This window comes from Methylomonas albis, from assembly GCF_014850955.1.
Classification (GTDB): domain Bacteria; phylum Pseudomonadota; class Gammaproteobacteria; order Methylococcales; family Methylomonadaceae; genus Methylomonas; species Methylomonas albis.
The window spans coordinates 4,171,531-4,197,892 of record NZ_JACXSS010000001.1 but is presented as its reverse complement, the minus strand read 5'-3'; the positions used below and the strand labels follow the sequence as shown (position 1 = coordinate 4,197,892).

The following is a 26,362-nucleotide window of genomic DNA, read 5'->3' as shown; positions in this document are numbered from 1 at the left end:
GGATGTGTTCGGCTCTCGGACTAGTTTCGGGCGTTTATAACCGACAAGGATTTGCGATGTCTCCCTGTATTGTGTTCATCAGGCTGTTTTCGGCCTCTACCCGTGTCATTGTTGCTTGTCTGCTGACAATGGCTGCCGTTAGTTTGTGTCAGGCCAGTCCAAATGACGCGACGAATCTGCCCATCAATCCCACTCCGCTGCAACCGGCCTTAGTGCTCGAGCTGGGTAGTGCGTCTTCTGCGAAATCGCCCTTGTTGCCCGGTGTCCAAGTCGTTCAAGGCCAGGCGCTGCAAGAGCCGCAAGCCGGCGTTAGCTGGCAAGTCGAGCCTGAAGCCGTTAACGTGTTGCATTCAGGCTTTGGCTCATGGCAGGCGGCTTTTCGTTTCGATTTGATCCAACCGGTCGCGGGTGATTTTCGATTTTGGGCGCGTTGGCGGCAGGGTGGCGATCCGCATGCGTGCGTGCAGACTTTTGAAGTTTGGGCCGGGCCGGATGCTAGTCGGTTGGCGTTGCGCGGCAGTTTGTCGCTCAAACCCAAGGGCTGGGAATATGCCTGGATTACCGGCGATGTGCCGGTGCCGCTGCAGGCTGGCGATAGGGTGATCGAGATCCGTAATAGCGGTAACGGCCACGATGCCAAGGTCTTTGATGCATTTTTGTTGGCCTCGCCGTGGGCGGCATTGCCGGTGCAGGGTAGTGTCGAACAGCCGGCTGTGCTGTTGGAGCTGGGCAAGGCACCGGCCTTGGCGGCATTGCCGAGGCCGCCGTATCTCGACGTCGTTGCCGGTACTGCCACGGCGGGTCTTAATACCGGCGCATTGGCAATCGAGAACGACGAAGCATTATTGTTTCATCAGGGCTTTGGCGATTGGGGCGGACGTTTTCGTTTTGAGTTGCCGGCGACCTTGAAACCCGGCCAATACCGCTTGCAAGCCCGCTATAAAAACGGTGGCGAGGTGTCGCAGGTCAAACAAAATTTCATCGTCAAGGCCGGTGCCAAGCCTGAAGAGCCGGCAACTCGCGCGGAGTTTGCGTTGACCAATACCACGCCGTGGGAATATCAATGGTTACCGGCATCTGCCGGCGTGACATTGTTGCCTGGCGACCGTTGGCTGGACATCGAAAATAGCGGCAAGGCCGACGGGGCCAAAGTCTTCGATGCTTTTTTATTGCAATTGGATAAGCCGCTCGGTGGTTGGATGTCCCCAGAGCAGGCCCAGGCTAGAAATCGATTTTTGGCTTTGACCAAACCTGCCGCCAACGGTCCGCAACGCCTTTATCTGTTGGATGGCAAGGGTGAACACGCCGAGATACTATTTCGCGGTTTGGCTGCGGATGCTGCGCGCCCAATTTATGAAAAATTGCCGGTGACCTATTTGATCGGAGCGGAAGCCGAAACGATGGCTGGGCAGTTGCATCTCGAGTCGCTGCCTGCGGCGGTAATCACAGATGATCATTACACTTTGCTGGGTGTAATCACTCGGCCAGCAAATGAAGAGGCGGCGCTTAAGTTTCTGAACGAACCCGGCCAAGTCGGCACAATGCCGAAACCCGCTCCAGTTGCTCCCGCGTCGCCAACACCGCTAAACAACGGTGTGCCGGCTGCTTGGCTGGTCGGCGGTTTGCAAGACGGCCCGGCCGGCGCATCGGTGTCTGGCCTGGATACGGAAACCATCTTACGGCCCAATCCCGAGCAACCCTACCTAAGTTTGGAAATGATGGGCGGCAAAATGCGCAATTGGCGCATCGCACCGACCCAGGCTAACGGCGAAACCGACATTGAAGCCAGCACCCAGCATGCTTACGGTTGGGCGCGGGGCAGCGGCTATGCCCAGCTGTATTTGTATACCGACCAATCCCGGTCTGCTCTGTTACATCTAAAACAATCCGGTATCAAATCTGCGGGTTGGCTGGATGGCCGGTCTTTTACGTTCACTAGCAATCCAACGCCGCCGGCCGGTTTCAGCAAGCCTATTGGTATTCAGGCTAAAGCCTTATTGCACGGTGTGACCCCGGAAGGTTTGTTGGTGAGCGCCACAGCCGAACGCTCGGAGCAAGCGCAAGTGGCGACACTAAATCTCTCCCCCGGTTGGCATAGTCTGTTAGTTAAATTGGTGATGCAACATGAGCAAGGCGAGCGCTTTTATTTCTCCGGTTTATTTACCGATCCGGCCGGTCGCCCCCTGGAAGGTTTGAAAACCCAAGTCGCTGATCCTGACGCCGATCCGGCTTTGCAAGGCATTGCCGCCCAATTGCGGCCCTTGATATTTGTCGATGCGCCGGCCAACCTGCCGCATTCGGGCGATACGGTGAAGTTAAAGCTGGATTTACGCTGGCAGCCGATTTTGGAAGAAACGACTTTAGCGGCGCCGCTACTGCGCTTTCCGGCAAAATGCCGTCTGCGCCTGGTGGATTACAGCGGCAAACAGGTCGCCGAACGGGAAGTCAGCGATACTTTTCCCGGTCAGATTGAAGCCGATTTTGGCAAGCTTCTTGAGCCGGGCTATTACGCGGTCTATCCGTCCTTGTATAGGACCGACGGCCGCTTGATTATGCATTATCCAGCCGACGGTTTTAGTGTGGTCGGCGGTAACGTCGCCCAAAAGCAACGGCTGGCGCAAAAGAAGCTTTGGAATAACGATTACTACGCGCTGGCCGACGGGGACAAAAGTTTCAGGCAGTCTGGTGGTTATTTTGCTTGGCTGGAACGGATGGGGATTTTCAGAAGCTACGGTAGCTATCCGGGTTTTGATCCCGAATATAAGCCACTGTGGGAACAAGCCAAACAGCGCGGCGTGCAGGTATTTGCCGATTCCTCAGGCGACAGCAATTGGTTGAACGACAAGCCTACTGACGGCCAACACTTTATCAATTCTGCGGCCGCTTACACCCGCTATTTTAAAGCCACGAACGAAATAGACATTCGCCAAGAAGCCGACTGGCAAAAGCTGCGCGAGCCGGCGCATTGGGTCGAACGGGCCAAATGGGAATATCAGCAGGCTCATCAAGCCCGTAACGATGCACATTACGTGGGCGGCAGCCTGGTCAGGCCGGGCGAGGGCGATTGGTTCAAGCAAGTGTTGCAACTGGGTTTGGATAATTATCAGGATGCTTGGGACGTACATGCCTATCCGCAACAGCCGCCACGTTTTGGCGGCCCAATCGGTAATGGCTCCACAGAAGACGAGCGTGGCGTGCTGGCCGCTTATGCCGGTTTAGGCAAAACCAACAAATTGCCGTTCTGGCTAGGCGAAACCGGTGCCAAAGCCATGCACGGTTTTAGCGGTCGACGCTGGCAGGCGGAGCAGGTGGCGAAAATCATTGCCTGGATCAACAGCCGCAAGGATTATCTGGGCGTGGCGTTTTGTATCGCCCATGAATATGACCAAGCTTATGGCCGAATCTGGGATTATTCGCTGGGCCACAAACCCGGCGAAGCCGCGCTATATACCGCCAGCGCGTTGATCGACGGTTTGCCTTACCGCGCTGTCGATGCCAAGGACGCGAACATTCAGGCAGCTTATTTTGGCGACACCTTGATGATCTGGCGCTCAGACGAAACCAGCAGCGCTTGGACTATGCAGTTAGATCCCCAACAAGCCTGGGTGTTGGTGGATGTAGTCGGGCAAGTTCGCGAGCTAGCGGTCGATGCTGCGGGCAAGGCCAGCGTGTCTATTTCGCCCAGTCCTGTCTATCTGCTGCCACACGCGGCCTATCTAAATTTGATTCGCGATTGAAGCCTGGGTTATGTATGCCGCCTTTGTAAGGAAAACGGTTTTTCTATCCAGGCTGCTATTTTTTCATATTTATTGCTAATGCTGTTAAATCGGCATTGTGGGGGTAAAGGCAATAAAGCTATAAGCCAATAAAAATGGCTGATTTAAAAATAAAATGCTTACTTAGAATCTAGTGGTCGGCATAGTTAAATGCCGTCACTCTTTTTCCGGCAAAAACTTAGGTTGGTCGGACTGCGTTCCGGGGCTAGACTTAGCAAAACTACTAACAGTATAGGATGGCAATGGTGACTAGTTCAAAGCAAACGCCCTTGTACGATTTACATCGGCAATTGGCTGCCAAGATGACCACATTTGCCGGCTACCAAATGCCGGTGCAATACAAAAACGGCATTATTCATGAGCATTTGCACTGCCGCAGTCAGGCCGGTTTTTTCGATATTTCGCATATGGGTCAGTGCCGGGTAATCGGCGAAGGTGCGGCCGAAGCCCTGGAAAAACTCACGCCCGGCGGTATCGTCGATTTAAAACTCGGTGCGCAGAAATACACGGTATTGACCCATGCCGAGGGTGGCGTGATAGACGACATTATCGTCACCCGCATTGCCTCGGGCTTGGCTATCATCGTCAATGCCGGTTGCAAAGACAAAGATTTTGCCTATCTGCGTAGCCGGTTACCAGCCGATTGCGGGTTTGAGGAACTAAGCGAGTTGGCCTTGTTGGCCTTACAAGGGCCGAGTGCCGCATCAGTGATGACCAAGTTTTCGGCTGAGGCTGCCGGTCTGACATTTATGCAGGCTTGTGCAGCCGAAATAGCCGGGGTGGCATGCACTATTAGTCGCAGCGGCTACACTGGCGAAGACGGCTTCGAGATTTCCCTGCCACAAGCCGCAGCGGAACGAATCGCGGGTTTGCTGTTGGCGGAAGCCGGTGTCGAGCCGATAGGTTTGGGGGCTCGTGACACCCTACGGTTGGAAGCCGGCCTTTGCCTGTACGGCCATGAACTTAACGAAACCATTACGCCGATAGAAGCGCGCTTGCAATGGTTATTCAAAAAAGGCCATAGCGATTTTCCCGGCGCCGAAAAAATACTGGCGCAATGGCAAAATGGCCCTGAGCGAGTGCGCGTTGGTTTGCTGGTGGAAGGCCGCATCCCGGTGCGGGATGGTTGCCGGATATATCATCAAGACCAAGCAGTCGGCACGGTGACCAGCGGCAGTTTTTCGCCCAGTCTGAACCGGCCGGTGGCGATGGCACTCCTGGATGGCCGGTTTGCCGCAAATGGTACGGTATTGACGGCGCTGGTGCGGAACTCGCCGATACTGGTCACGGTCACCTCGCTACCTTTCGTTCCACACCGCTACTTGAGAACATAAAGCCATGTCTGCAAAACACCCCCGTCTCGACCAACTGGAAATGCGCGGAAATTTCATCCAGCGCCATATCGGTCCCAACCCGCAACAGACCCAGGAGATGCTGGCCGAACTGGGCTTGAGTGATCTGGAACAGATTGTCGGCCAAGTCATTCCTGCCAATATTTTGAATCACGAACCGCTGAAACTCACCGGCACCATCAGCGAGCGGGCAGTGATCAAGTACTTGCGCAAAATGCGCGAGCGTAACAAGGTGCTGGTGTCGATGATAGGCATGGGTTACTACGACACCATCATGCCGGCCGTGATCAAGCGTAACGTGCTGGAAAACCCCGGCTGGTACACCGCCTATACGCCGTATCAGGCCGAAGTAGGGCAGGGCCGGCTGGAGGCTTTGTTGAATTTTCAGCAAATGATCATCGATTTAACCGGCATGGACATCGCCAACGCGTCGTTATTGGACGAAGCGACTGCGGCGGCGGAAGCGATGACCATGTCGAGGCGCCTGGCCAAAAGCCCATCCAATACCGTGTTGATCGACAAAAATTGCCATCCGCAAACCATCGCCGTGGTGCGGACCCGCGCCGGTTCCTTGGGCTATGAAGTGGTGGTCGCCGATCCGTTCGACAATCTGGCGCAACACGATTTCTTTGCCTTGATTCTGCAATACCCCGGTTCCAGCGGCGAGATTCGCGATCTGACCGAGGCGACCGCGCTTGCGCATGGCAAACAAGCGCTGGTCACGGTAGCTGCGGATCTGTTGAGCCTGGTCTTGCTGAAACCGCCGGCCGCTTTCGATGCCGACATTGCGGTAGGCAGCGCCCAGCGTTTTGGCGTGCCGATGGGTTACGGCGGTCCGCACGCGGCTTTTTTTGCCACGCGCGACGAATTCAAACGATCGATGCCGGGCCGTTTGATCGGCGTTTCCAAGGATAGCCACGGCCAGATCGCCTTACGGATGGCCTTGCAGACCCGCGAGCAGCACATTCGCCGCGACAAGGCCACCAGCAATATCTGTACGTCACAGGTGTTGCTGGCGGTGATCGCCGGTTTTTACGCGATTTATCATGGTGCGGAAGGTCTGCGGATGATTGCCGGCCGGGTACATCGCTATGCACAGATTCTGGCGGCGGGTCTGGTGCAAAGCGGCCATCAGGTGCTGAGCCAGTGTTATTTCGATACCGTGCTGGTTAGCGCGCCGAATCGCGCCCGGCGCATCGCCGCGCAGGCGGCTGACGTGAATATCAATCTACGCATTATCGATGCCGATACCCTGGGTATTGCCCTGGATGAAACCACTAACCGCGAGCATTTACGCACCTTATGGCAGGTGTTCGCTTCGCCGATTGCCGAACTGCCGGACATTGCCGTGCTGGATGCATCCTTGAATGAATGCATCCCGGATGCGCTGTTGCGCAACGATGTAATTTTGCAGAACCCGGTGTTTAGTTTGTATCACTCGGAAACCGAGATGATGCGCTACATGCGCCGGCTGGCGCGCCGCGATATTGCTTTGGATAGGGCGATGATCCCGCTAGGCTCGTGCACCATGAAACTGAACGCCGCGACTGAGATGCAAGCCATTTCGTTCTACGAATTCAATTCGATGCACCCGTTTGCGCCGCTGTATCAAGCCCAAGGTTATCAGCAATTATTCGCGGAGCTGGAAGATATGCTGTGCGATTTAACCGGCTTCGATGCGTTTTCCCTGCAACCCAATGCCGGCTCGCAAGGCGAGTACACCGGCCTGCTGGTGATACGTAAATATCATCAAGTCAACGGCCAGGGGCAACGCGATATTTGCCTGATTCCGGCGTCCGCGCACGGCACCAATCCGGCCAGTGCCACCTTGGCCGGCTTGACCGTGGTGGTGGTGGCCTGCGACGCCCAAGGCAATGTCAGCGTCGAGGATTTGCGCGCTAAGGCCCTGCAATACAAAGATACGCTGGCGGCGCTGATGATTACCTATCCGTCCACCCACGGCGTTTACGAACAAGCCTTTCGCGAGATTTGCGACGTCGTCCATCAACACGGCGGCCAGGTGTATATGGACGGCGCCAATTTCAACGCCTTAGTCGGTCTCAGCCGGCCCGGCAAGATCGGTGCGGACGTGGCGCATTTGAATTTGCACAAAACTTTTTGCATCCCGCATGGCGGCGGCGGTCCCGGAGTCGGGCCGATAGGTGTCGGTGCGCACTTGGCGCCGTTTCTGCCGGATCATCCTTTGGTGGAAGGCGTCAACCCGGCCAAGGGCGAGCATGGCACGGTCGGCACCGTGTCGGCGGCGCCGTGGGGCTCGGCCAGCATTTTGACAATTTCTTGGGCATATATCGCCATGATGGGCGCGACCGGTCTGCGCCGGGCGACCTTGGCTGCGATCATGAACGCCAATTATGTGGCCCGCCGTCTGGCGCCGCATTATCCGATTCTGTATACCGATGCCAACGGCTGGGTGGCGCATGAATGCATTATCGATTGCCATCAATTTCGTAAAACCGCCAATGTCACGGTTGAGGACATTGCCAAGCGCCTGATCGATTACGGTTTCCACGCCCCGACCGTATCGTTTCCGGTGGCCGATACCTTGATGATAGAACCCACCGAGAGCGAGAATAAAACCGAGATCGACCGCTTTTGCGCAACCCTAATAGCGATTCGGCAAGAAATTCAAGAGATCGAAGACGGCCAGGCAGACTGCCAGAACAATGTGCTGCACAATGCGCCACATACCCATCGGCTGCTATTGGAAGAATGGATGTTGCCGTATTCCCGGCAAAAAGCTTTCTTCCCGGACAGTCATCAGCATGACGATAAATACTGGCCGCCGGTGGGCCGTATCGACAACGTTTACGGCGACCGCAACGTGATGTGCAGCTGTCCGACCGATTGGGCTGAGCCGTTGGAGGCTGCATCCTGAATGCCACCATGCAAGCTTTGGCCTTTGTGGACCTGGAAACCACCGGCGCCTCAGCGACCAAAGACCGCATCACCGAAATAGGCATCGTCCTAGTCGACGAGGACGGTGTAAGGGAGTGGAACCAATTAGTGCACCCGCAAGCCCGTATTCCGTTGTTTATCGAACAATTGACCGGCATCAGCAATGAGATGGTCGCGGACGCACCCAGTTTTGCGCAAGTGGGCGGCGAAGTGGCGGAATTGTTGGAAGGGCGCTTATTCATCGCCCATAACGCCCGTTTCGATTACAGTTTTTTGAAGAACGAGTTTAGCCGGGTGGGGATTACGTTTAGGCCGCAAGTATTGTGTACCGTCAAACTGTCACGGGCTTTGTACCCGCATTTTCATCGGCATAACCTGGATAGCCTCATTGAACGGCATGGTTTGCAGGCCAAAGACCGGCACCGGGCCTTGGCCGACGCGCAATTGATTCACCAGTTTTGGACCCAGGCCTACGAACAATTTTCCGACGAGATCGTTGATGCCGTCGTTCAGCGTTTGGTCGGTCGTTCCAGCTTGCCGTCCAATATCGATCCCTTATTGATTCACGACTTGCCGGAAGCGCCAGGCGTCTATTTGTTTTACGGTGAGAACGACTTGCCCTTGTACATCGGCAAAAGCGTGAATATTCGTAACCGGGTATTGGCGCATTTCGGCGCCGATCATAAGAACAACAAGGAAATGAGCTTGGCCCAGCAACTGCGGCGCATCGATTGGATCGAAACCGCTGGCGAGTTGGGTGCGCTACTGACCGAGTCTAAATTAATCAAAGAAATGATGCCGGTACATAACCAGCGCTTGCGCCGAAAAAGCGCATTGTGCGCCTGGCAATTGCAACAACAGGGCGAACATCTACGGCCGATGTTGACCTGGGCAGACCATCTGGATTTTGGCGCGCAGGACAATCTCTACGGTTTGTATCACTGCCTGCGCGACGCCCAAAAAGCCCTACGTAGTGTCGCCGAGCAGCATGGTCTGTGTCTGGGCGTGTTGGGCCTGGAGAAAACCGCCGCCGGCCGGCCCTGTTTTGCCCATCAGTTGAAAAAATGCCGAGGTGCCTGCGTGGGTATGGAGGCTCCGTTGGCACATGCCACGCGGCTATTGATCGCCATGCAAAAACTCAAACTCGCCGTCTGGCCGTATCCGGGCGCGATTGGCGTCCGAGAAGGCGAGGATCTGCATGTGATTGATCGCTGGTGTTATCTGGGCACAGCCAAAAACGAAGCGGAGATAGCCGAGCTATTACAGGCCGGCGTTCCGGCCTTTGATCGGGATACTTATATGTTGCTGAGTAAGTCGTTGAAAAAGGCGGAGGTTGTGGTGTTGCCGGGAGTTTTGGAGATGGTTGGTTAACAATATCTTTGCGGCTATGTTGTTGCTGGGGAAATGGATCGCGAATCCTAATGCTTGAATGGCGGATGGTATTGCGCATGCTATCGAGTTTATATGCCGCTCAGCAAGTCGTTGAAAAAGGCTGAGGTTGTGGTGTTGTCCCAAACATTTAGTGTGGTCGGGTCGGTTAAAACCACATTCGTCCGATTACGCTTTGCTATTCGGGTTTGTGGCCCTATTCTCCCTCGGGTTTATCGAGATACGGCAAATTCACTAAGAATATGTTTACAACACTAATATCAATCTGTTCGTTAATTTTGGGTTACTTTGTTGGATTGCTGTTTAAGCCAAAATCTGGAGCCGTGTTAACAATTTCAGGGTTACTGGGAGTATTTAGCTATATCTTTTTCAGTGCTCATGGCGACGAAGGCTCTCCATCACTGGCGGGAGGTTTGGGTTTAGTAGTGGCATTTTTGGGGCCTGTTATGCTTTTAACATATAGTTTCGGAATATTGACTGGGGGATTGACAAGAAAATTTTTAAGCAAAAAATTATATAAAGTTATTATCACACTTGTGATTTTTTGTATTTTACTGATTTATGCATAGGGCCGTAGGAAGGATAAGCGAAGCGCCATCCCGTGTGGCTAGCGTGGTAGTCCGATAGAGCCTTGCTTTGAAACCTCGATTGCATCGAGGCTACGTGCTGCTCACGTTATCGAGTTACGGGTGAATTCCAATTTGTATTTTTTCCGCACTCATGCCTTATCTCTTTGGGTTATGGCATTACGTTTGCCGTATACGAATAAACTTTAGTTATTTTGTTTTCTTTAAACTCAATCGATATTTCCAAGCTAGGCCTAAACAACAGAAACTATCGATCTTTTAGTAATGTAATTTCCAGTTGCTTATCCGCCCTGCGACGCGTTCGGCGGTTTCTTGAAATTCTTGTCCGGATCGCCGCGAGGTAATTACTGCCGCCGGACCGTGCTTTGCCAGTTGGTGAGCGGTCGGGCTTGGTCGCCATAGCGTGCTTGCTAAGCAGTCATTCGCGTTAATGCCATACGAATACTGCTTGGAGCGCATTCGTCGCTAGCCAAAATCCAGCGTTTTAAAGTTTCGCTTCAGCGGAATGCTGCTATTATCAATCCTAACGTCAGACTGTTAACTTAATTGCTCGATTCCAGACCAGCCGATGTCCGAAAACACCATCAAATACGCCCAACTTGTCGATCTTGCCAGTCTGCAAACGCTGATGGACGACTTGCATCAGGTGATCGGCATAGCAAACGCTATTATCGACACCGATGGCATCGTTATTACCAACGCCGGTTGGCAAGATGCCTGCCTGAAATTTCATCGGGTCAATCACGACACTTGTAGCAACTGCATAGAAAGCGATACGGCCTTGGCTGAGAGTATGCTGCATGGCGACACATTTGCGATCTATAAATGCCTGAACGGTCTGGTGGATTCGGCCATGCCGATTATTGTTGACGGCCAACACGTCGCCAATATCTTTACCGGCCAATGTTTTATCGAGCCGCCCGATCTGGAGTTTTTTCGCGGCCGAGCCCGGCGTTGCGGGTTTGAAGAAAACAGTTATTTGCAAAGCATTGCCAAAGTGCCCGTCATACCGCGGCAACGGCTGGAAACCATCACCAAAATGTACGCGCAACTCGCGCAATCCTTTGCCAAGCACGGCGCGGACCGTTTAAAGCAAAAACAGGCCGTGGCGGAATTGGCGGCGCTAAATAACGAACTGAATCGGCGCGTCGAAGAGCGAGCCGAGCAGTTGATTCAAAACAATCAGCAGTTGCTGTTCGAAAAACGTGCCTTGGCCGCTAGTGAGGCGCGTTTGTCGGCCTTGTTCAAGAATATGAGCAGCGGGGTGGCGGTATACCGAGTCAGTGAAGATGGCCGGGACTTCATTATTATCGGCTTCAACAAGGCCGCCGAGCAGATTGAAAAAATTACCCGTAAACAGTTGATCGGTAAAAAGCTCACCGAGATGTTTCCAGGTGTATTCGAGTTCGGCTTGCTGGATGTGTTGCGGCGGGTAGCTAAAACCGGAGCGCCGGAAGCTTTTCCACCAGCGTTTTATCGCGACGAGCGGATTCAAGGCTGGCGGGAAAATTATGTATATAAATTGCCGGGTGGCGAAATTGTCTCGATATACAACGACGTTACTGAACGTAAGCACGCTGAAAAAGCGTTGCATTTGACGCAGTTTTCGGTTGATAGAGCCACCGAATGTTTGTACTGGATAGCTGCCGACGCCAAGCTGCAATTTGTTAACAATACCGCCTGCCAAGTATTGGGCTACAGCCGAGAAGAGTTACTAGCTTTTTCGGTCACGGATATCGATCCGTCTTTACAGGCCGAGCATTGGTCAGTGCATTGGCAGGAACTGAAGCAAAAGGGTTCGTTGAAGCTGGAAACCTTGCATCGATGTAAAGACGGCCGAGAAATTCCGGTGGAAGTGGCTGCGAATTATCTGGTTTTCGAAGGCCTGGAATATAACTGTGCGTTCGTGCGCGACATCAGCGAACGCAAAGCCCTGCAAGCGGAGTTGGAGCGCCAGGCGCGCATCGATTATCTGACCGGCATTGCCAATCGCCGCTATTTCATGGAACAGGGCGAAGCGGAATTGGCGCGCAGTGGCCGTTACGGCAATCCCTTGTCGGTATTGATGCTGGATATCGATTATTTTAAAGCCGTCAACGACAATTACGGTCATGCGGCGGGCGATCACGCCTTGCAAAAACTGGGTTGCATTTTGGTGGAGGTTTTACGGGAAATCGATATTCCCGGGCGTATGGGCGGCGAAGAGTTTGCGATTTTGTTGCCGGAAACCGGTTTGCTAAAAGCTATTGAGGTGGCGGAACGACTGAGAACAGTGGTGGCCGGCAGCGCCATTATTGTGGAGTCCGGTCAGGCGCTTTACTTTACGGTGTCAATTGGCGTGGCCACCCTCACGGATGAAGGCAGTAGCATCGGTGATTTGTTGAATCTGGCCGATAAAGGCTTGTATCAAGCCAAACATGGCGGTCGGAATAAAGTCTGTAGTTTTTCGCAGTAACAATAGATTGGTAAAACGCTACCATATTGTTTCGTCAGGATTTTAATACAGGTTTCAACGGCGAACCGATTCTATATAGTGGGCCAATGTGGCCACCGAGGCGAAGATTTTTACCACGTCGTCCTGTTCGGCATCGATTTTTACCTGATACTTTTTGCGTATCGCCAATCCCAGTTCCAGCGCGTCTATGGAGTCCAGGCCCAAGCCGCCATTGAATAGCGCGGCATCGCTGTCTATATCCGCGACATCGACATCTTCCAACGCCAGCGTGTCGATAATCAGGTGTTTTAATTCAGTTTCCATCTCGCTCATGGCGTTCTCGTTGTTGAGTAAAATAATCCTGTAAATGCTGCGTTAAACGGCGCACTGCTATCGAACGGGGTTGCAGTGCCCGGAAAGGCTGCAACTCTACATCGTCACCGACGATCATTTGCAAATGAAAACGCCGCTGCGGGATTTGGTGCCAGGCTTGGGTTTTGGTCAGGGTGCTGGGCATGCAAGTCAGGGTTACCGGGGTGATTATACTACCGGCTTGTAAGGCAATGGCCGCCGCGCCGCGTTGAAATCGATAAGGCTGGCCCGGCACCGAGCGGGTGCCTTCCGGGAAAATGAGCATGGCACCGCCGTTTTGCAGCCAGGTTGCGCAATCGTTGATCATGGTTTCGGAATCGGCGTTGCTGATATAGCCGGCGTTCAAGATTGGTCCACGCATCGCCGGGTTGCGCCACAGGCTGGCTTTGACGATGCAGTTGGCTTGTTTGATTCGGCTGAGTAGAAATACCACGTCTACCAGCGTTGGATGATTGGCGAGAATTAGTTGGCCGGGACGGTTGAGTTTTTCCAGACCGATCACTTCATACGTCATCACGCCCAGCCTGTGCATCAAGCCTATAAAGATATAAAAACTGAGGTGTACCGTGTACTGGGCGCGGCAGGCTTTTTGGACGCGGCTGCCCGGCCATATCGCCAACAGCGGAAATACCAGCAGCCATAGTAAAACGCCGCCGATACCGAAACAGCTAAAGCTAATGGCCGTCGCCAGCAAGCGCCAGCCGTAATTAACTTTTTGAATTAGTTTTTTTGCCATGGCACATTGCGGCCCTGATCGCCCAAACGCCATATGGCTGGGTCGGCGAGCAGGACTTTGAAAAAGGCCGGCAATTGTAGCGGTTGCTCACCGTTGTGACGAGTTATAGACGATAAATCAAACCGCACCGCTAGCGCTCTGTTCCGTGTGTCGCTACGTAGGGTAAAGCACGGTTTTTATATGCAGCCGGGTAGCGGACGGGAATCCTCTTTACTGAACTGCGGTAAGGTGGCGAAGGCTTCTTTCAGCTTTTCGTGCCACATCTTGCGGATTTTGCTCAAATACTCGTTGTCTTCCTGGAAGCAATAGTACTCGTCCAGCATCAGCGTATCCCGGTGATAAATCAACAGTTCCACCGGCGCGCCAACGCTGGCGTTGCTGCGCATGGTGGAATCCATCGAAATCAAACAGCAGCGGCCGGCTTCGTGCAAGGAGGTATCGATTTTTAAAAATCGATCCAGCACCGGTTTGCCGTATTTATTTTCGCCGATTTGCAAATAGGGGGTTTGCCGGGAGGTGGTGATGCAATTGCCTTCCGGATATATCAAGTATGCGCGGTGCGGTTCCTGGCCGATTTGCCCCGCCAGGATAAAAGTGGCGGACGGATTGAAGCTGCTTTGGCCGGCATCCACGTGACGGCGCTGTTTTTCGACACTGACCCGCCCCAGGTATTCCGCTGCTTCCGACAGATAATTAACCGTGTCCAGATTGATTTCGGACTCTTCCTTCATATCGCGTTTCAACTGGTCGATCACCGCCTGGGTGGTAGCCAGATTGCCGGCGCTTAGCAACACGATCTTCCGATCCGAGGCGGTGCAGAATGCGTGCATCTTGCCGTGAATGCTGACATTGTCGATGCCAGCGTTGGTTCTGGAGTCTGAGGTTAATACCAGTCCGTCTTTTAGAGAGACAGCAATACAGTAAGTCATACGCTCTGTGCCTGAAAATAGGGTTATTGGCAGTGTACTAAAGAAGCTGCGTAAAGGCCAAGGCCAGTGTTGATTAACTTTTGGTTGATTATGTTTGCCGTTAGGGTTCTGGTATTTGCACCATGACGATGCATCGTGGGCTGCGATTGGGATCGGTTAAGTGCAAGATTTGTTGCTTTAACGGCTAGTTGAAATTCTATATTTGTAGCGTTAGGTGGGCAGTATTCCGTCGATAAACTTGAATAGAGTCACAATAATTTAGCAATTTGTTGCCCGACTAAGGTCTGAACAAACGCTTTGCAACCGCCTGTTGAGACAAGCTTCGGCGCTGTTTTTTTTTGGAATAATCTGTGCTTATTTACCAGGGTTATCCGAATGAGACCAATATGGATTGTGACAAGTTATACAGGGAGGAGGATGAATTCCATTTTGTAGATGTTGGCGAAAGTTGCCAACTGATTTATCGGTAGGTGTGGATGAGCTGCCGATTATCCAGGCAGAGTGGGTAAATCCCCGATTTTCAAATGCTAGTGAGAGGAGTTTTATGAACGAATTTTTGCAATCGCACTCGACAAAATTGTTGGGATCAATGCCGGTGGTTAAAAGTTTTGAGGGTCGGTTAGCGTCTTTAAACGATTGGTGGGGCAAAATCACGCTGATAGGCAAAATAAATAGCCACAACGTGGCGACGACTATATTGGACGATATGAGTCGTACCCAGCTTAAATTTGGCGAACTGCAGAAGCAATTGACCCGTAATTTACTGGTCGAAAATCTGCAAAAACTGGTGCTGGATAACTCGTCGAAAGCGCAAGTGGCTATCGATTTGTTGATCCGTAACCTATTCGAACGCACAGCGGATGTGGGCTTTCTGGCAACCGACGACGACATCAGGGTGTTTCTTGGTTCAGAGAATGTCAGCGCCGAGCAAACGCAGTTCATCGAAAACAGGCTCCAAGAATATGTAAAAAAATACAGTGTTTACGATGAGATTATCGTCTTTGATGCACAAGGGAATGTGAAGGCCCATTTGGACAAAACCAATCCAATATGCCATTCCAACGATGCCTTGTTGGCGGCAACTTTGACGTCAGAGCAAGATTATGTCGAAACCTTTCGCTATTCCGATTTACAAAGCGAGCGTCGCCATTCTTTAATCTACTCCTGCAAAATTACCCAAACCGACGATAAGCGTTCGCCGGTGTTGGGCATTTTATGTCTGTGCTTTCGCTTTGATGATGAAATGAATAGCATTTTCGACGGACTCTTAATGCCGGATGATATTGCAGTTTTAGCGGTTATTGATCGCGAGGGACAGGTGATTGCCAGTAGCGACGAGAAATTGTTGCCGCTTAACACCGAATTTAAAGGCGATGCGGGCTTGCGGATGCTGAATTATCGGCGCCACGACTATATTGTGAATATGCGCAGTACCAACGGTTATCAGGGCTTTTATGGTCTGGGCTGGCGCGGCCAAATGATGACCGGACTGGATAGGGCATTCGGTCGCGAAGAAATGCAGCCGTCCCGTAACGGCTATACCGAGATCATGCATCAGGCAAGTTCTTTTCCGCAGGAATTGCGGGAAATCCATCGGGCTTCTTCGGATATCAATACCGACCTGGGCTTGTTGGTGTTAAACGGACAGATTGCGTCGGCCCGCAAAAATGCCACCGAATTTATGCCGGTGCTGGAAGCCATCAAACAAATCGGCTCCGATATTACCACCATATTTGACGCGTCAGTTAAGAGCTTGCAGGAAGTGACGGTAATGTCCTCGCATCTCAATAACGCGGGATTTTTAGCGTCCTTGGCGGTGGACATCATGGATCGCAATTTATACGAACGAGCTAACGATTGCCGTTGGTGGGCACTGACCTCAGCGTTTAGAAGGGGCTTGTCCAATACGGCACTTAGTTTCGCCGAAACCCGGCAAATCAGCGAGATCCTGCAATATATTAATGCGCTTTACACGGCTTACACCAATCTATATCTCTACGATAGCCAAGGTCGAATTCTGGCGGTCTCCGCGCCCCAACAGCAGATGTTAGTCGGCATCAAGCTAGACGAGTCAAGCGGCGCGACCGAGGCTTTAAAACATAGTGATTCACAGCACTACACGGTCTCGGCATTTGAGGAAACGCATCTTTACAGTAATCGGCATACTTACATCTATAACGCCGCGATTACCGATCTGGACGATTCGCGCAAAGTGTTGGGCGGCATAGGCATTGTGTTTGATAGCGAGCCGCAATTCGAATCGATGCTAAACGATGTTTTGCCACGCGATAAACAAGGTGAGGTATTGGCAGGCTGTTTTGGCGTGTTTGCGCAGCGCAACCAAACCATTATTGCCGTTGCCAATAATCCGGCACTCAAGCCTGGCGATACTCTGGAGGTTGATGCAGCATTTTTCGGATTGAAAACCGGTCATCGCAGTTCGGAAGTAATTCAGCAAAATGGTGCGAGTTACATCTTGGGAGTAGCTGTATCTAAGGGCTACCGCGAGTACAAAGTGCAGGATGGTTATCGTAACGACGTGGTGGCTATGGTGTTTATCCCTTTTTGACGGTAGCGGTTCAATTGGTTGCTCGGGGTCGTGTTTGCTTTGTTGAAAATTACGTTCGAGCACCTTAAAAACAAGTTGGGATTAATGGCTTGGGTGTTGGATTGAACGTCGGATGGAGTGTTTAGCCGTTGCGGGGAGTCCAATGGTTTTGTGCGGTGAACAGGCCGCCGATTGTTAAGCGCTGCGGTCTGGGGTTTGATTGAGGCTTGCCGGTCACTCGACAGATGCAGCGCCTGACGTCGGCACCTTCTATCCAGTCATTGTATATTTAGCGCGACTTACTGCGTGTTGGAGTAAGTTGTTCGATACACCGTGAGGCTGGCTTTCAGTATACTGAACGGACACGTTCAAATTAGCCGAGGGTGAATCATAGATGATTAGTAAACCAGGCCTGATTACCATCGGTGCGTTGGCTGCCGTTGTTCTAGGCGCCACGAGTTTTTATCTCAGGGGCGGGAGCCCGCAGAGCGATGCCTTGGTTTTATACGGCAACATCGACATTCGCCAGGTCGAACTGAGTTTTCACGATCCCGAGCGCGTCGAACAGATCCTGGTTCAGGAAGGCGAGCGGGTCAAACGCGGCCAGTTGTTGGCTACTCAAGCGCCGGAGCGATTTCAATATGCCCGCGATCAAGCGTCGGCCAAAGTGGACGTGCAACAGCATCAGCTGGACAAACTGTTGCACGGTTCGCGGCCGCAGGAAATCGGTAAGGCCGGCAACGATGTCAAAGCGGCGGAAGCGGCTGTGGTACTGGCTAAGAAAGAGTTGGCCCGTTTACAAGTGCTGGTTAAGCGCAAACTAAGCTCCGCCGAGTCCCTGGATCGGGCTCAAGCGCAATACGACGGGGCCAAGGAGAGTCTGCAAGCCTTGAGACAGCAATATGCGCTAACCGAAATCGGCCCGCGTCGGGAAGATATTCAAGTGGCGCAAGCACAACTGAAAGCAGATCAGGCCGCCTTGCAATTGGCCGAGAAAGTCTTAGCAGACGCGCGTTTGTACGCACCGCAGGATGGCGTGGTCCAGAACCGCATCCTCGAACCCGGCGACATGGGCAACGCCCAAAAGCCGGTATTGACGCTGGCCTTGCGCGATCCGCTGTGGGCCAGAACTTATGTGGCTGAAGCCGATTTGGGCCGGCTACGCTATGGTTTGTCGGCCAGTCTGGCCAGCGACAGTTTTCCGGATAAAAATTACCGGGGTTGGGTGGCGTACATGTCGCCGACTGCCGAATTTACGCCTAAAACAGTGGAAACCACCGAGCTGAGAACCAGCCTGGTCTATCAAGTGCGGATTTACGCCTGCGACCCGGACGACCAATTGCGGCTGGGCATGCCGGTCACCGTGACCATAGACACCCACCAAGCACCGATGACTCAACCGAGCTGCGAACCCGCGCCGTGACTGCCATCGCGGCCGAAGCCGCACCGACGCCGCTGATCTTCACGTCGGTAAGCAAACGCTTTACCGCCGGTGACCGGGTCGTATCGGCCTTGCGGGATATTTCCCTGAGCCTGTCGCTCGGCCAAGTCACGGCCTTGGTTGGTCCGGATGGCGCCGGCAAAACCACCTTGTTACGCTTGGCGGCCGGCTTGTTGTTGCCCGACAGCGGCAGCGTAGCCAGTTTTGGTTTGGATACAGCCGCCGCCGGCGCGCAATTGCACCGTCTGATCGGCTACATGCCTCAGCGCTTCGGCCTTTATGAAGACTTGAGCGTGCAGGAAAATCTCAATCTCTACGCCGATCTTTACGGCATCTCGCAGCAGGACAGGCAACAGCGTTTTCTCGAGCTGATGCGCATGACGAATCTGCAAAAATTCAATCAGCGTCTGGCCGGCCAGCTGTCCGGGGGCATGAAACAAAAACTGGGTCTGGCTTGTACCTTGTTGAATCGGCCCAGGTTGCTGGTGCTGGACGAGCCGTCGGTGGGGGTCGATCCGCTGTCGCGCCGCGAGCTGTGGCAGATTATCGCCTTGCTGGTGCAAGAGTTCGGCACAACGGTGTTGCTCAGCACTGCTTACATGGATGAAGCCGAGCGTTGCCAGCAGGTGGTCTTGCTGGATAGAGGCCAAATTCTGCATCAAGACGCACCCACCGGATTTCATCGTCTGGCCAACGCCTGCAGTTACAAACTGTCCAGTCCGGTACTGGGTAAACGTTTGCTGCAACAACGCTTACAGGCGTGTCCGGACCTAATCGATTCGGTGGTGCAGGGCGATGCGGTACGCGCGGTAGCCCGGCCCGCTTGCCGGCCGGACTGGACGGCTATGTTCAACGATGTCGAGCAAATGCAAATTGTGCCGGTACCGTCGCGCTTGGAAGATGCGTTTATCATGCTGTTGCTGGCTCGGCAGGGCCAAAAGTCGCCAGCGGCAACTAAGGGTCCGGTACCCGGCAATGGCTCGCCGTTTTTGGCGAGTGAACAGCCGGCGGTGATTGAAGTCGAGCAAGTTGATCGCTGGTTTGGAAATTTTCAGGCGGTTAAAAAACTGTCGTTTGAGGTGCGGCACGGCGAGATTTTCGGCTTGCTCGGCGCGAACGGTGCCGGCAAGACCACCACCTTTAGAATGTTGTGCGGTTTATTGCCGGCCAGTAACGGCCGCGTGCGGGTGGCTGGCCTGGACCTGAGTAAGGCGGCAGCGCAGGCCAGAGCAAAATTGGGTTATATGTCGCAGAGGTTCTCGTTGTACGGCCAATTATCGGTCAAGCAAAATCTGGCGTTTTTCAGTCATGCGTATGGCTTGCGCAATAGCCATAGACGCGTGCGCATGGCTTGGGCCTTTACTCAATTTGGCCTGGAAGATTTCGCCGACACCAACAGCGTTGATCTGCCGTTGGGTTATAAACAAAGGCTGGCGCTGGCTTGCGCGTTAATGCACGAGCCGGAGATTCTGTTTCTCGACGAGCCCACCTCCGGCATCGATCCGCTGGCGCGCCGCGAGTTTTGGGCTCGTATCAACAGCTTGGCGGCGCAAGGGGTAACAATATTGGTCACCACGCATTTCATGGAAGAAGCCGAATATTGTGATCGACTGTTGATCATGCGCGAAGGCGACATTCTGGCCGCCGGCACGCCGGCCCAGATCAGAAGCCGCAGTCAAGGCGTTGGTCAATCGCCTGCCGACACAATGGAAGAGGCCTTTATCCGCCTGCTGGAACTCACAGGATCGTCAAGCGGATGAACGCCGCCAGTCAACGCTTGTTGGGCTTGATACGTAAGGAGTTTTTGCAAGTGTTACGCGACCCCAGTAGCCTGGCGATTGCTTTTGCGATGCCGGTGTTTTTACTGCTGCTATTCGGTTATGGCGTCTCGCTGGATGCCCGCCACGTGCCGATTGGCCTGGTAGTTGAGTTTGTCTCGCCGGAGTCGCGCAGTTTGAGTGCCGGCTTCGATTATTCGGAATATTTTCAAGCCCATTACTTCCGCGACATGCGCGAGGCCCGGCAGGCGTTGCTCGCCCGAAAAATCAATGCCATCGTTCACTTGCAGGCCGATTTCGAGCGGCGGCTGAATGGCAGCGAACCGGCACAGATCCAGGTGATCGTCAACGGTGTCGACGCCAATACAGCTCGTCTGACCAGTGCTTATGTGCAAGGCGTTTGGGAGACCTGGATTAATGCCCGGATGGAATCGCAAGGTTTAACTCCAATGCGGGCGGTACAGTTGGAAGCGCGGGTTTGGTACAACAGTGGCCTGCGCAGCCGTAACTTTCTGGTGCCGGGTCTAATCGCGGTAATTATGACCCTGATTGGCGCATTACTGACCGCGTTGGTGATGGCCCGCGAATGGGAGCGCGGCACCATGGAGGCGCTGATTTCGACGCCGGTCAGCGTCCGCGAAGTGCTGCTCGGCAAATTGATTCCGTATTACTTGCTGGGCATGGGCGGCATGTTGCTGTCGATAGGTATGGCGGTGTTTTTGTTTCAGGTGCCGTTGGTCGGATCCTTGTGGGTCTTGCTAGTGGCCGGCACCTTGTTTTTGTTGGCGGCGCTGGGCATGGGTTTGTTGATTTCGATAGCCGCGAAGAATCAATTTGTCGCCGGACAGATCGCCATTGTGGTGACGTTTCTGCCGGCATTCATCTTGTCCGGCTTTATCTTCAATATCGATAGCATGCCGTGGGCGGTGCAGTTGTTCACCCACTTGGTGGCGGCTCGATATTTCGTGGCGATTTTGCAGACCGTATTCCTGGCCGGTGATATTTGGGAGGTCATATTGCCGAACGCCTTGGCCTTGTTGCTAATGGCTCTGGCGTTTCTGGCGCTGGCCTTATGGCGGGCGCCGCGCCGCTTGGAATAAAAATATGTGGTGGCGTATCCAGGCCTTATTGATCAAGGAATTCCTGAGCCTGCTCAAGGATAAAAAAAGCCGCTTTGTATTGATCGTGCCGCCGTTGGTGCAATTATTCGTGCTCAGCTATGCCGCCACCTACGATCTAAACCAATTGCCGGTAGCGATTTACAACGAAGACCGGGGCAGCGCCGCCCGCGATTTGATCGCCCGTTTCAATGGCGCGCCGGCTTTTCGGGAAGTGTTGCGCATCGAGCGCCAGGATCAAATTGCCGCAGCGCTGGATGGCAAACAGGTATTGATGGTGTTGCATATCGCTCAAAATTTTAGCCGCGATTTGCTTAGCGGGCAGCAAGCTGCGTCGGTGCAGATTTTACTGGACGGCCGCGATTCCAATACGGCCCAAATAGCCTTGGGTTACGCCCGTAACGTAATCAGTCAGTTCAACAGCGACTGGGCGCGCCAGCACAACCAAACCGGGCCGCCCGCCGAATTACGCGTCAGGGCCTGGTTTAATCCCAACCTGGAAAGCCGTTGGTTCATCGTGCCCGGCATTGTCGGCCTGTTGACGCTAGTGGTGACGATGACGGTAGCTGCGTTGTCGGTGGCCCGCGAACGCGAACAGGGCACCTTCGATCAATTGCTGGTCACGCCGTTTACGCCGGCGGAAATTCTGATCGGCAAAGCCATTCCCGGACTGATCATCGGCGTGGCGGAAGCCTCGTTCAGCATCTTCATGGCAGTATTCTGGTTTCATGTGCCGCTCCTGGGTAGCCTGGCCGCGCTGTATATCGGCATCGTGTTGTATGTGTTTTCGGTAATCGGCGCCGGCTTGATGATTTCTTCCCTGTCGGTAACACAGCAGCAAGGTCTGCTGGGCGGTTTTTTGCTGATTGTGCCGGGCGTGATCCTCTCCGGCTACGCTACGCCCATCGAGAACATGCCGGAACTGGTGCAGCAGCTGACGCTGGTCAATCCGCTACGCTATTTTTTGATCATTATCCGCGGCGTATTTCTGGAAGGCTTGGGGATAGCCGATTTAATCGATCAATACTGGCCGCTGGCGCTTATCGGTTTGTTCTGCATGACTTGCGCCGGATGGCTATTTCGTAAGCGTATGTATTGAAAGGCTCTGAGGGCTGTGTAGTCAACGGAATCATGTGGTTTTAAGGCCGCTGGCTTTGTCCAAATCCTTACAATAGGCCCGCTGGGATTGTGCCGTTACAAACATTAGGTGGCCTTGTTTTGGGGTGTTTAGCGGTTAATGTTAAAAAACAATATTAAAATCATAGTGTTAAATTGATTTCATAACTGGCATAGCCTGTGCTTTCTCACTGTATAACCAATCAAGTGAGGTGAAGAATATGGAACTGCCAGTAATAAACGAAACTCCAGCAGCAAGCGAAGGCGGCTGCTCCTCCCATTCTTGCGGTACAAGTGATGATCAACTCGGGCATTTGTCCGACGAGATTCGCTCCAAGGTGGAAAACCACCCTTGTTACTCCGAAGACGCTCATCATTACTTTGCCCGCATGCACGTAGCGGTAGCGCCGGCTTGTAATATTCAATGCCACTATTGCAATCGCAAATACGATTGTTCTAACGAGTCACGCCCTGGTGTGGTCTCTGAGTTATTGACGCCTGATCAAGCTGTGAAAAAAACCATGGCGGTGGCGGCCAACATTCCGCAAATGACCGTGCTGGGCATCGCCGGCCCTGGTGATCCATTGGCCAATCCTGAAAGGACTTTCGAAACCTTCCGCCGCCTGAGTGCAGAAGCGCCGGACATCAAACTGTGCGTATCCACCAACGGTCTGGCCTTGCCGGAATCGGTCGAAGAGTTAGCCAAACACAACATAGACCACGTCACGATTACCATCAACTGTGTTGATCCGGAAATTGGTGCGCAGATTTATCCTTGGATTTTCTGGGAAAACAAACGCATCAAGGGCGTGAAAGGCGCGAAGATTTTGATCGAGCAGCAACAAAAAGGCCTGGAAATGTTGGCGGCCAGAGGTATTTTGGTCAAAGTCAACTCGGTGATGATTCCCGGTGTCAACGACAAACACTTGGCAGAAGTCAGCAAAATTGTTAAATCCAAGGGCGCTTTCCTGCATAACGTGATGCCTTTGATCGCCGAAGCCGAACATGGCACTTTCTACGGTGTTATGGGCCAACGTGGTCCGACTCAAGATGAGTTGATGGACTTGCAAGACTCTTGCTCCGGCGACATGAACATGATGCGCCATTGCCGTCAATGCCGTGCCGACGCGGTTGGTTTGTTGGGCGAGGACCGTGGCGACGAGTTCACGATGGACAAGATCGAGAACATGGAAATCGACTATCAAGCGGCGATGGAAAAACGCAAAGTCATCCACGAAGCGATCAGCGAAGAAATGCACAGCAAGCGTGCAGCGAAGGATGAAAAGGCCGCGCAACACTCCGCCGAACCGAAATTGAATACCCGTCCGGTACTGATGGCCATCGCCACCAGTGGTCAAGGGGTGATCAATATGCACTTCGGGCATGCGAAAGAGTTTTTGATCTACGAAGCATCGCCGGAGGGTGTGCGCTTCATGAGTCATCGCAAAACCGATTTGTATTGCGGCGGCGACGACACCTGCGGCGAAGGCGAGAGCGTACTGCAACAAACTATTCGGTCCTTGGCCGGCTGCGAAGCGGTGCTGTGTTCCAAAATCGGTTACGAGCCTTGGGATCTGCTGGAAAAAGCCGGCATCGTACCGAACGGCGAGCATGCCATGGAGCCTATCGAAGAAGCCGTGATGGCAGTCTACAAGGAAATGGCGGCGGCCGGTAAGTTGGACGAAGCTGTAGCCGAAGAACGGGCGACGGCATAAAAAACGTAGGTCGGGTTTACCCATGCGGGCATGAAAGCATAGCGCTTGTGCCTAAGGGGTAAACCGACCTACAGCTTAACCATCGAATACAAAGGTAACGTCATGGCTTTACAAATTATCGAATCCTGCGTCAACTGTTATGCCTGTGAGCCGTTGTGCCCCAGCAAAGCCATCTATATGTCGGAAAAAACCGGACATTTTCGCATCAATCCGAAAAAATGTACCGAATGCGAAGGCGATTTTAAAGATACTCAATGCGCCAGTATCTGCCCTATCGAAGGTGCGATTCTCGATGCGCTAGGCGTACCAATTAACCCGCCCGGCTCGCTGACCGGTATCCCGCCGGAAAAAATGGCAGAGGCGATGGCGGAACTACAAGCACATTGACGGCCATGGCCACCGTGCATTTCTATGAAAAGCCGGGCTGCCTGAATAATACCCGGCAAAAGCAATTGCTGAGTGCCGCCGGCCATTTGTTGGTGGTTTACGATCTATTGCAGCAGCCGTGGGGCAGAGAACCGGGCAAGTTGCGCTCGTTTTTCGGCGACATGCCGGTAGCGGATTGGTTTAACCGCAGTGCGCCGGCTGTCAAACAAGGGTTGGTCGATCCAAATGCCGTCAGCGAAGACGAAGCTATAGCGTTGATGGTGGCGCAGCCGCTGCTGATTCGTCGGCCTTTGATGGAGGTCGCCGAGCAGCGAGTCTGCGGGTTCGACCAACAACAGGTCGATGCCTGGCTAGGCTTAGCGGCATCCGTCACGCACAAGGATTTGGAAACGTGCCCCAAGCAGTCACATGCCGAGGCGTGTAAGCCATGAACAGCGTCAAATTGGAGAGCGAAGAAGGCATACCGCTTGCGGTGGCCTTATCCGATCGCGTGCATTGGGTTGGCGCGTTGGACCCGAATTTACGTACCTTCGACATCATCCTGAAGACCGCCAACGGCACCAGTTACAACGCTTATGTGATTCGCGGTAGCGAAGGCGTGGCGGTAATAGACACCGTCAAGGAAGGCTTTGCCAACGACTTTTTCGCTCGCTTGGAAAGCGTTGCCGATTACTCGGAAATCAAGGTCATCGTCCTCAATCACTTGGAACCCGATCATACCGGCGCCTTGCCGGAGTTGATGAAACGGGCACCGCAAGCGCAACTATTCATTTCTCAAAAAGCCCAGTCCATGCTCAAAGGCCTGCTGAAGCAGGACGAGTTGAGCTACACCCCGGTGGTAACCGGCGACAAAGTGTCCTTGGGCGACCGCAGTCTGGAGTTTTTGCATACCCCGTATTTGCACTGGCCCGACACGCAATGCACTTATGCGCCGGAAGAAGCGATGCTGTTTTCCGGCGACGTGTTTGGTTGTCATTTTTGCGACAACCGTTTGTACAACGACAAAGTCGGCGATTTCCGCTTCTCCTTCGAGTACTACTACGCCCACATCATGCGGCCGTTCAAGGAATACGTGGTAAGGGCCTTGGAGTTGATCGAACCCTTGCCCTTGAAATTGATCGCGCCGACTCATGGGCCAATCTTGCGCGACCGCCCCCAACATTACATCCAGCGTTACCGCCAGTTATCCAGCCCGGCGTTGCATAACGAACTCAGGCCCAATCAAAAGACCCTGCTGATCTTTTATATCAGTTCCTACGGCAACACCCGGCGCATGGCCGAAGCGATTTATCAAGGTGCCATGCAAGTTGAGGATGTGCGGGTATCGCTATACGACTTGGAAGGCGGCGAGGTGTCGCCTTTTGTCGATTTGATCGAAGAGGCCGACGGGTTGGTGCTGGGTACGCCCACTATCAACGGCGACGCCGTCAAACCGATTTGGGATCTGCTGTCCTCGCTGACCGTGGTCAATCTGAAAAACAAACTAGGCGGCGTATTTGGCTCTTACGGTTGGACCGGAGAGGGCGTGCGTTTGGTGGAAGACCGCTTGCGCGGCCTGAAGCTGCGGGTGCCGATTCAAGGCCTGCGGGTGAAGCTGATTCCGACCGACGACGAAATACATGAATGTAAGGCCTTTGGTTTGGAACTGGCCCAGGAGTTGACAGGGGCCAGAGAATCGAAGGTGATTAATTTTGCGGACCTGTAAACCGGATTAACAGACGCTTGCTATTGAGCCTACAGCATTATTCGTAGGCTAAACCGATCCAAG

General features: G+C 53.4%; 18 protein-coding genes. 15 read left to right on the top strand and 3 right to left on the bottom strand.

Features of this window, described 5'->3' with window-relative positions:
* Nucleotides 1-56 precede the first annotated feature (56 nt).
* From EBA_RS19165 to EBA_RS19140, 6 genes are all read left to right on the top strand, one after another.
* Nucleotides 57-3,737, top strand: a complete 3,681-nt coding sequence (locus EBA_RS19165; RefSeq protein WP_192376196.1) for a hypothetical protein — start codon at nt 57-59, stop codon at nt 3,735-3,737.
* Nucleotides 3,738-4,018: 281 nt separating this feature from the next.
* The gene (gcvT, locus tag EBA_RS19160; protein ID WP_324615366.1) at nt 4,019-5,110 is read left to right on the top strand and encodes a glycine cleavage system aminomethyltransferase GcvT; all 1,092 of its coding nucleotides are present in this window, start codon (nt 4,019-4,021) and stop codon (nt 5,108-5,110) included.
* A gap of 4 nt (nt 5,111-5,114) precedes the next feature.
* Nucleotides 5,115-8,024 (top strand): aminomethyl-transferring glycine dehydrogenase, encoded by a 2,910-nt coding sequence (gene gcvP / locus EBA_RS19155; RefSeq protein ID WP_192376194.1) that lies wholly within the window; start codon nt 5,115-5,117, stop codon nt 8,022-8,024.
* A gap of 8 nt (nt 8,025-8,032) precedes the next feature.
* Nucleotides 8,033-9,415: a 3'-5' exonuclease family protein gene (locus EBA_RS19150; protein WP_192376193.1), complete on the top strand. Its 1,383-nt coding sequence runs from the start codon at nt 8,033-8,035 to the stop codon at nt 9,413-9,415.
* 260 nt (nt 9,416-9,675) lie between these two features.
* Complete coding sequence (locus EBA_RS19145; RefSeq protein ID WP_192376192.1) at nt 9,676-10,002, top strand: hypothetical protein; 327 nt, start codon at nt 9,676-9,678, stop codon at nt 10,000-10,002.
* A 586-nt stretch (nt 10,003-10,588) separates the two neighbouring features.
* A complete protein-coding gene (locus EBA_RS19140) occupies nt 10,589-12,475 on the top strand; it encodes a diguanylate cyclase (RefSeq protein WP_192376191.1) in 1,887 nt (628 codons plus the stop codon).
* Between the two features lie 54 nt (nt 12,476-12,529).
* Here EBA_RS19140 and EBA_RS19135 read toward each other — a convergent pair whose 3' ends face one another.
* The 3 genes from EBA_RS19135 to EBA_RS19125 form a co-directional block, all read right to left on the bottom strand.
* A complete protein-coding gene (locus EBA_RS19135; protein ID WP_456085612.1) occupies nt 12,530-12,778 on the bottom strand; it encodes a phosphopantetheine-binding protein in 249 nt (82 codons plus the stop codon).
* Nucleotides 12,768-13,562 carry a lysophospholipid acyltransferase family protein gene (locus EBA_RS19130; protein WP_192376189.1) on the bottom strand — a complete coding sequence of 265 codons (795 nt, stop codon included), beginning with the start codon at nt 13,560-13,562 and terminating at the stop codon, nt 12,768-12,770. Before EBA_RS19130 ends, EBA_RS19135 begins: the two co-directional genes overlap by 11 nt.
* A 176-nt stretch (nt 13,563-13,738) precedes the next feature.
* Nucleotides 13,739-14,491, bottom strand: coding sequence for a peptidase (locus tag EBA_RS19125; RefSeq protein WP_192376188.1), 753 nt, complete (start codon nt 14,489-14,491; stop codon nt 13,739-13,741).
* Nucleotides 14,492-15,035: 544 nt separating this feature from the next.
* Here EBA_RS19125 and EBA_RS19120 point away from each other — a divergent pair.
* From EBA_RS19120 to EBA_RS19080, 9 genes are all read left to right on the top strand, one after another.
* Nucleotides 15,036-17,060 (top strand): cache domain-containing protein, encoded by a 2,025-nt coding sequence (locus EBA_RS19120; RefSeq protein ID WP_192376187.1) that lies wholly within the window; start codon nt 15,036-15,038, stop codon nt 17,058-17,060.
* A 373-nt stretch (nt 17,061-17,433) separates the two neighbouring features.
* Complete coding sequence (locus EBA_RS19115; RefSeq protein WP_192376186.1) at nt 17,434-18,462, top strand: HlyD family efflux transporter periplasmic adaptor subunit; 1,029 nt, start codon at nt 17,434-17,436, stop codon at nt 18,460-18,462.
* Entirely contained in the window at nt 18,459-20,240 is a 1,782-nt protein-coding gene (locus EBA_RS19110; RefSeq protein ID WP_192376185.1) for an ATP-binding cassette domain-containing protein, read from the top strand. The genes EBA_RS19115 and EBA_RS19110 overlap by 4 nt, the downstream gene beginning before the upstream one ends.
* Entirely contained in the window at nt 20,237-21,358 is a 1,122-nt protein-coding gene (locus EBA_RS19105; protein WP_192376184.1) for an ABC transporter permease, read from the top strand. The genes EBA_RS19110 and EBA_RS19105 overlap by 4 nt, the downstream gene beginning before the upstream one ends.
* A 4-nt stretch (nt 21,359-21,362) precedes the next feature.
* A complete protein-coding gene (locus EBA_RS19100; RefSeq protein WP_192376183.1) occupies nt 21,363-22,475 on the top strand; it encodes an ABC transporter permease in 1,113 nt (370 codons plus the stop codon).
* 238 nt (nt 22,476-22,713) lie between these two features.
* A complete protein-coding gene (gene nifB / locus EBA_RS19095) occupies nt 22,714-24,207 on the top strand; it encodes a nitrogenase cofactor biosynthesis protein NifB (protein ID WP_192376182.1) in 1,494 nt (497 codons plus the stop codon).
* A gap of 102 nt (nt 24,208-24,309) precedes the next feature.
* Nucleotides 24,310-24,594 carry a 4Fe-4S dicluster domain-containing protein gene (locus EBA_RS19090; protein ID WP_192376181.1) on the top strand — a complete coding sequence of 95 codons (285 nt, stop codon included), beginning with the start codon at nt 24,310-24,312 and terminating at the stop codon, nt 24,592-24,594.
* 5 nt (nt 24,595-24,599) lie between these two features.
* A complete protein-coding gene (locus EBA_RS19085; RefSeq protein WP_192376180.1) occupies nt 24,600-25,025 on the top strand; it encodes an ArsC/Spx/MgsR family protein in 426 nt (141 codons plus the stop codon).
* Nucleotides 25,022-26,299, top strand: coding sequence for an FprA family A-type flavoprotein (locus EBA_RS19080; protein WP_192376179.1), 1,278 nt, complete (start codon nt 25,022-25,024; stop codon nt 26,297-26,299). The genes EBA_RS19085 and EBA_RS19080 overlap by 4 nt, the downstream gene beginning before the upstream one ends.
* Nucleotides 26,300-26,362 lie beyond the last annotated feature (63 nt).

Excerpts from the sequence above, each read along its gene's own strand:
- EBA_RS19165 (WP_192376196.1), top strand. The coding sequence starts at position 57 with ATGTCTCCCTGTATTGTGTTCATCAGGCTGTTTTCGGCCTCTACCCGT.
- gcvT (WP_324615366.1), top strand. The coding sequence starts at position 4,019 with ATGGTGACTAGTTCAAAGCAAACGCCCTTGTACGATTTACATCGGCAA.
- gcvP (WP_192376194.1), top strand. The coding sequence starts at position 5,115 with ATGTCTGCAAAACACCCCCGTCTCGACCAACTGGAAATGCGCGGAAAT.
- EBA_RS19150 (WP_192376193.1), top strand. The coding sequence starts at position 8,033 with ATGCAAGCTTTGGCCTTTGTGGACCTGGAAACCACCGGCGCCTCAGCG.
- EBA_RS19145 (WP_192376192.1), top strand. The coding sequence starts at position 9,676 with ATGTTTACAACACTAATATCAATCTGTTCGTTAATTTTGGGTTACTTT.
- EBA_RS19140 (WP_192376191.1), top strand. The coding sequence starts at position 10,589 with ATGTCCGAAAACACCATCAAATACGCCCAACTTGTCGATCTTGCCAGT.
- EBA_RS19135 (WP_456085612.1), bottom strand. The coding sequence starts at position 12,778 with ATGGAAACTGAATTAAAACACCTGATTATCGACACGCTGGCGTTGGAA.
- EBA_RS19130 (WP_192376189.1), bottom strand. The coding sequence starts at position 13,562 with ATGGCAAAAAAACTAATTCAAAAAGTTAATTACGGCTGGCGCTTGCTG.
- EBA_RS19125 (WP_192376188.1), bottom strand. The coding sequence starts at position 14,491 with ATGACTTACTGTATTGCTGTCTCTCTAAAAGACGGACTGGTATTAACC.
- EBA_RS19120 (WP_192376187.1), top strand. The coding sequence starts at position 15,036 with ATGAACGAATTTTTGCAATCGCACTCGACAAAATTGTTGGGATCAATG.
- EBA_RS19115 (WP_192376186.1), top strand. The coding sequence starts at position 17,434 with ATGATTAGTAAACCAGGCCTGATTACCATCGGTGCGTTGGCTGCCGTT.
- EBA_RS19105 (WP_192376184.1), top strand. The coding sequence starts at position 20,237 with ATGAACGCCGCCAGTCAACGCTTGTTGGGCTTGATACGTAAGGAGTTT.
- EBA_RS19100 (WP_192376183.1), top strand. The coding sequence starts at position 21,363 with ATGTGGTGGCGTATCCAGGCCTTATTGATCAAGGAATTCCTGAGCCTG.
- nifB (WP_192376182.1), top strand. The coding sequence starts at position 22,714 with ATGGAACTGCCAGTAATAAACGAAACTCCAGCAGCAAGCGAAGGCGGC.
- EBA_RS19090 (WP_192376181.1), top strand. The coding sequence starts at position 24,310 with ATGGCTTTACAAATTATCGAATCCTGCGTCAACTGTTATGCCTGTGAG.
- EBA_RS19085 (WP_192376180.1), top strand. The coding sequence starts at position 24,600 with ATGGCCACCGTGCATTTCTATGAAAAGCCGGGCTGCCTGAATAATACC.
- EBA_RS19080 (WP_192376179.1), top strand. The coding sequence starts at position 25,022 with ATGAACAGCGTCAAATTGGAGAGCGAAGAAGGCATACCGCTTGCGGTG.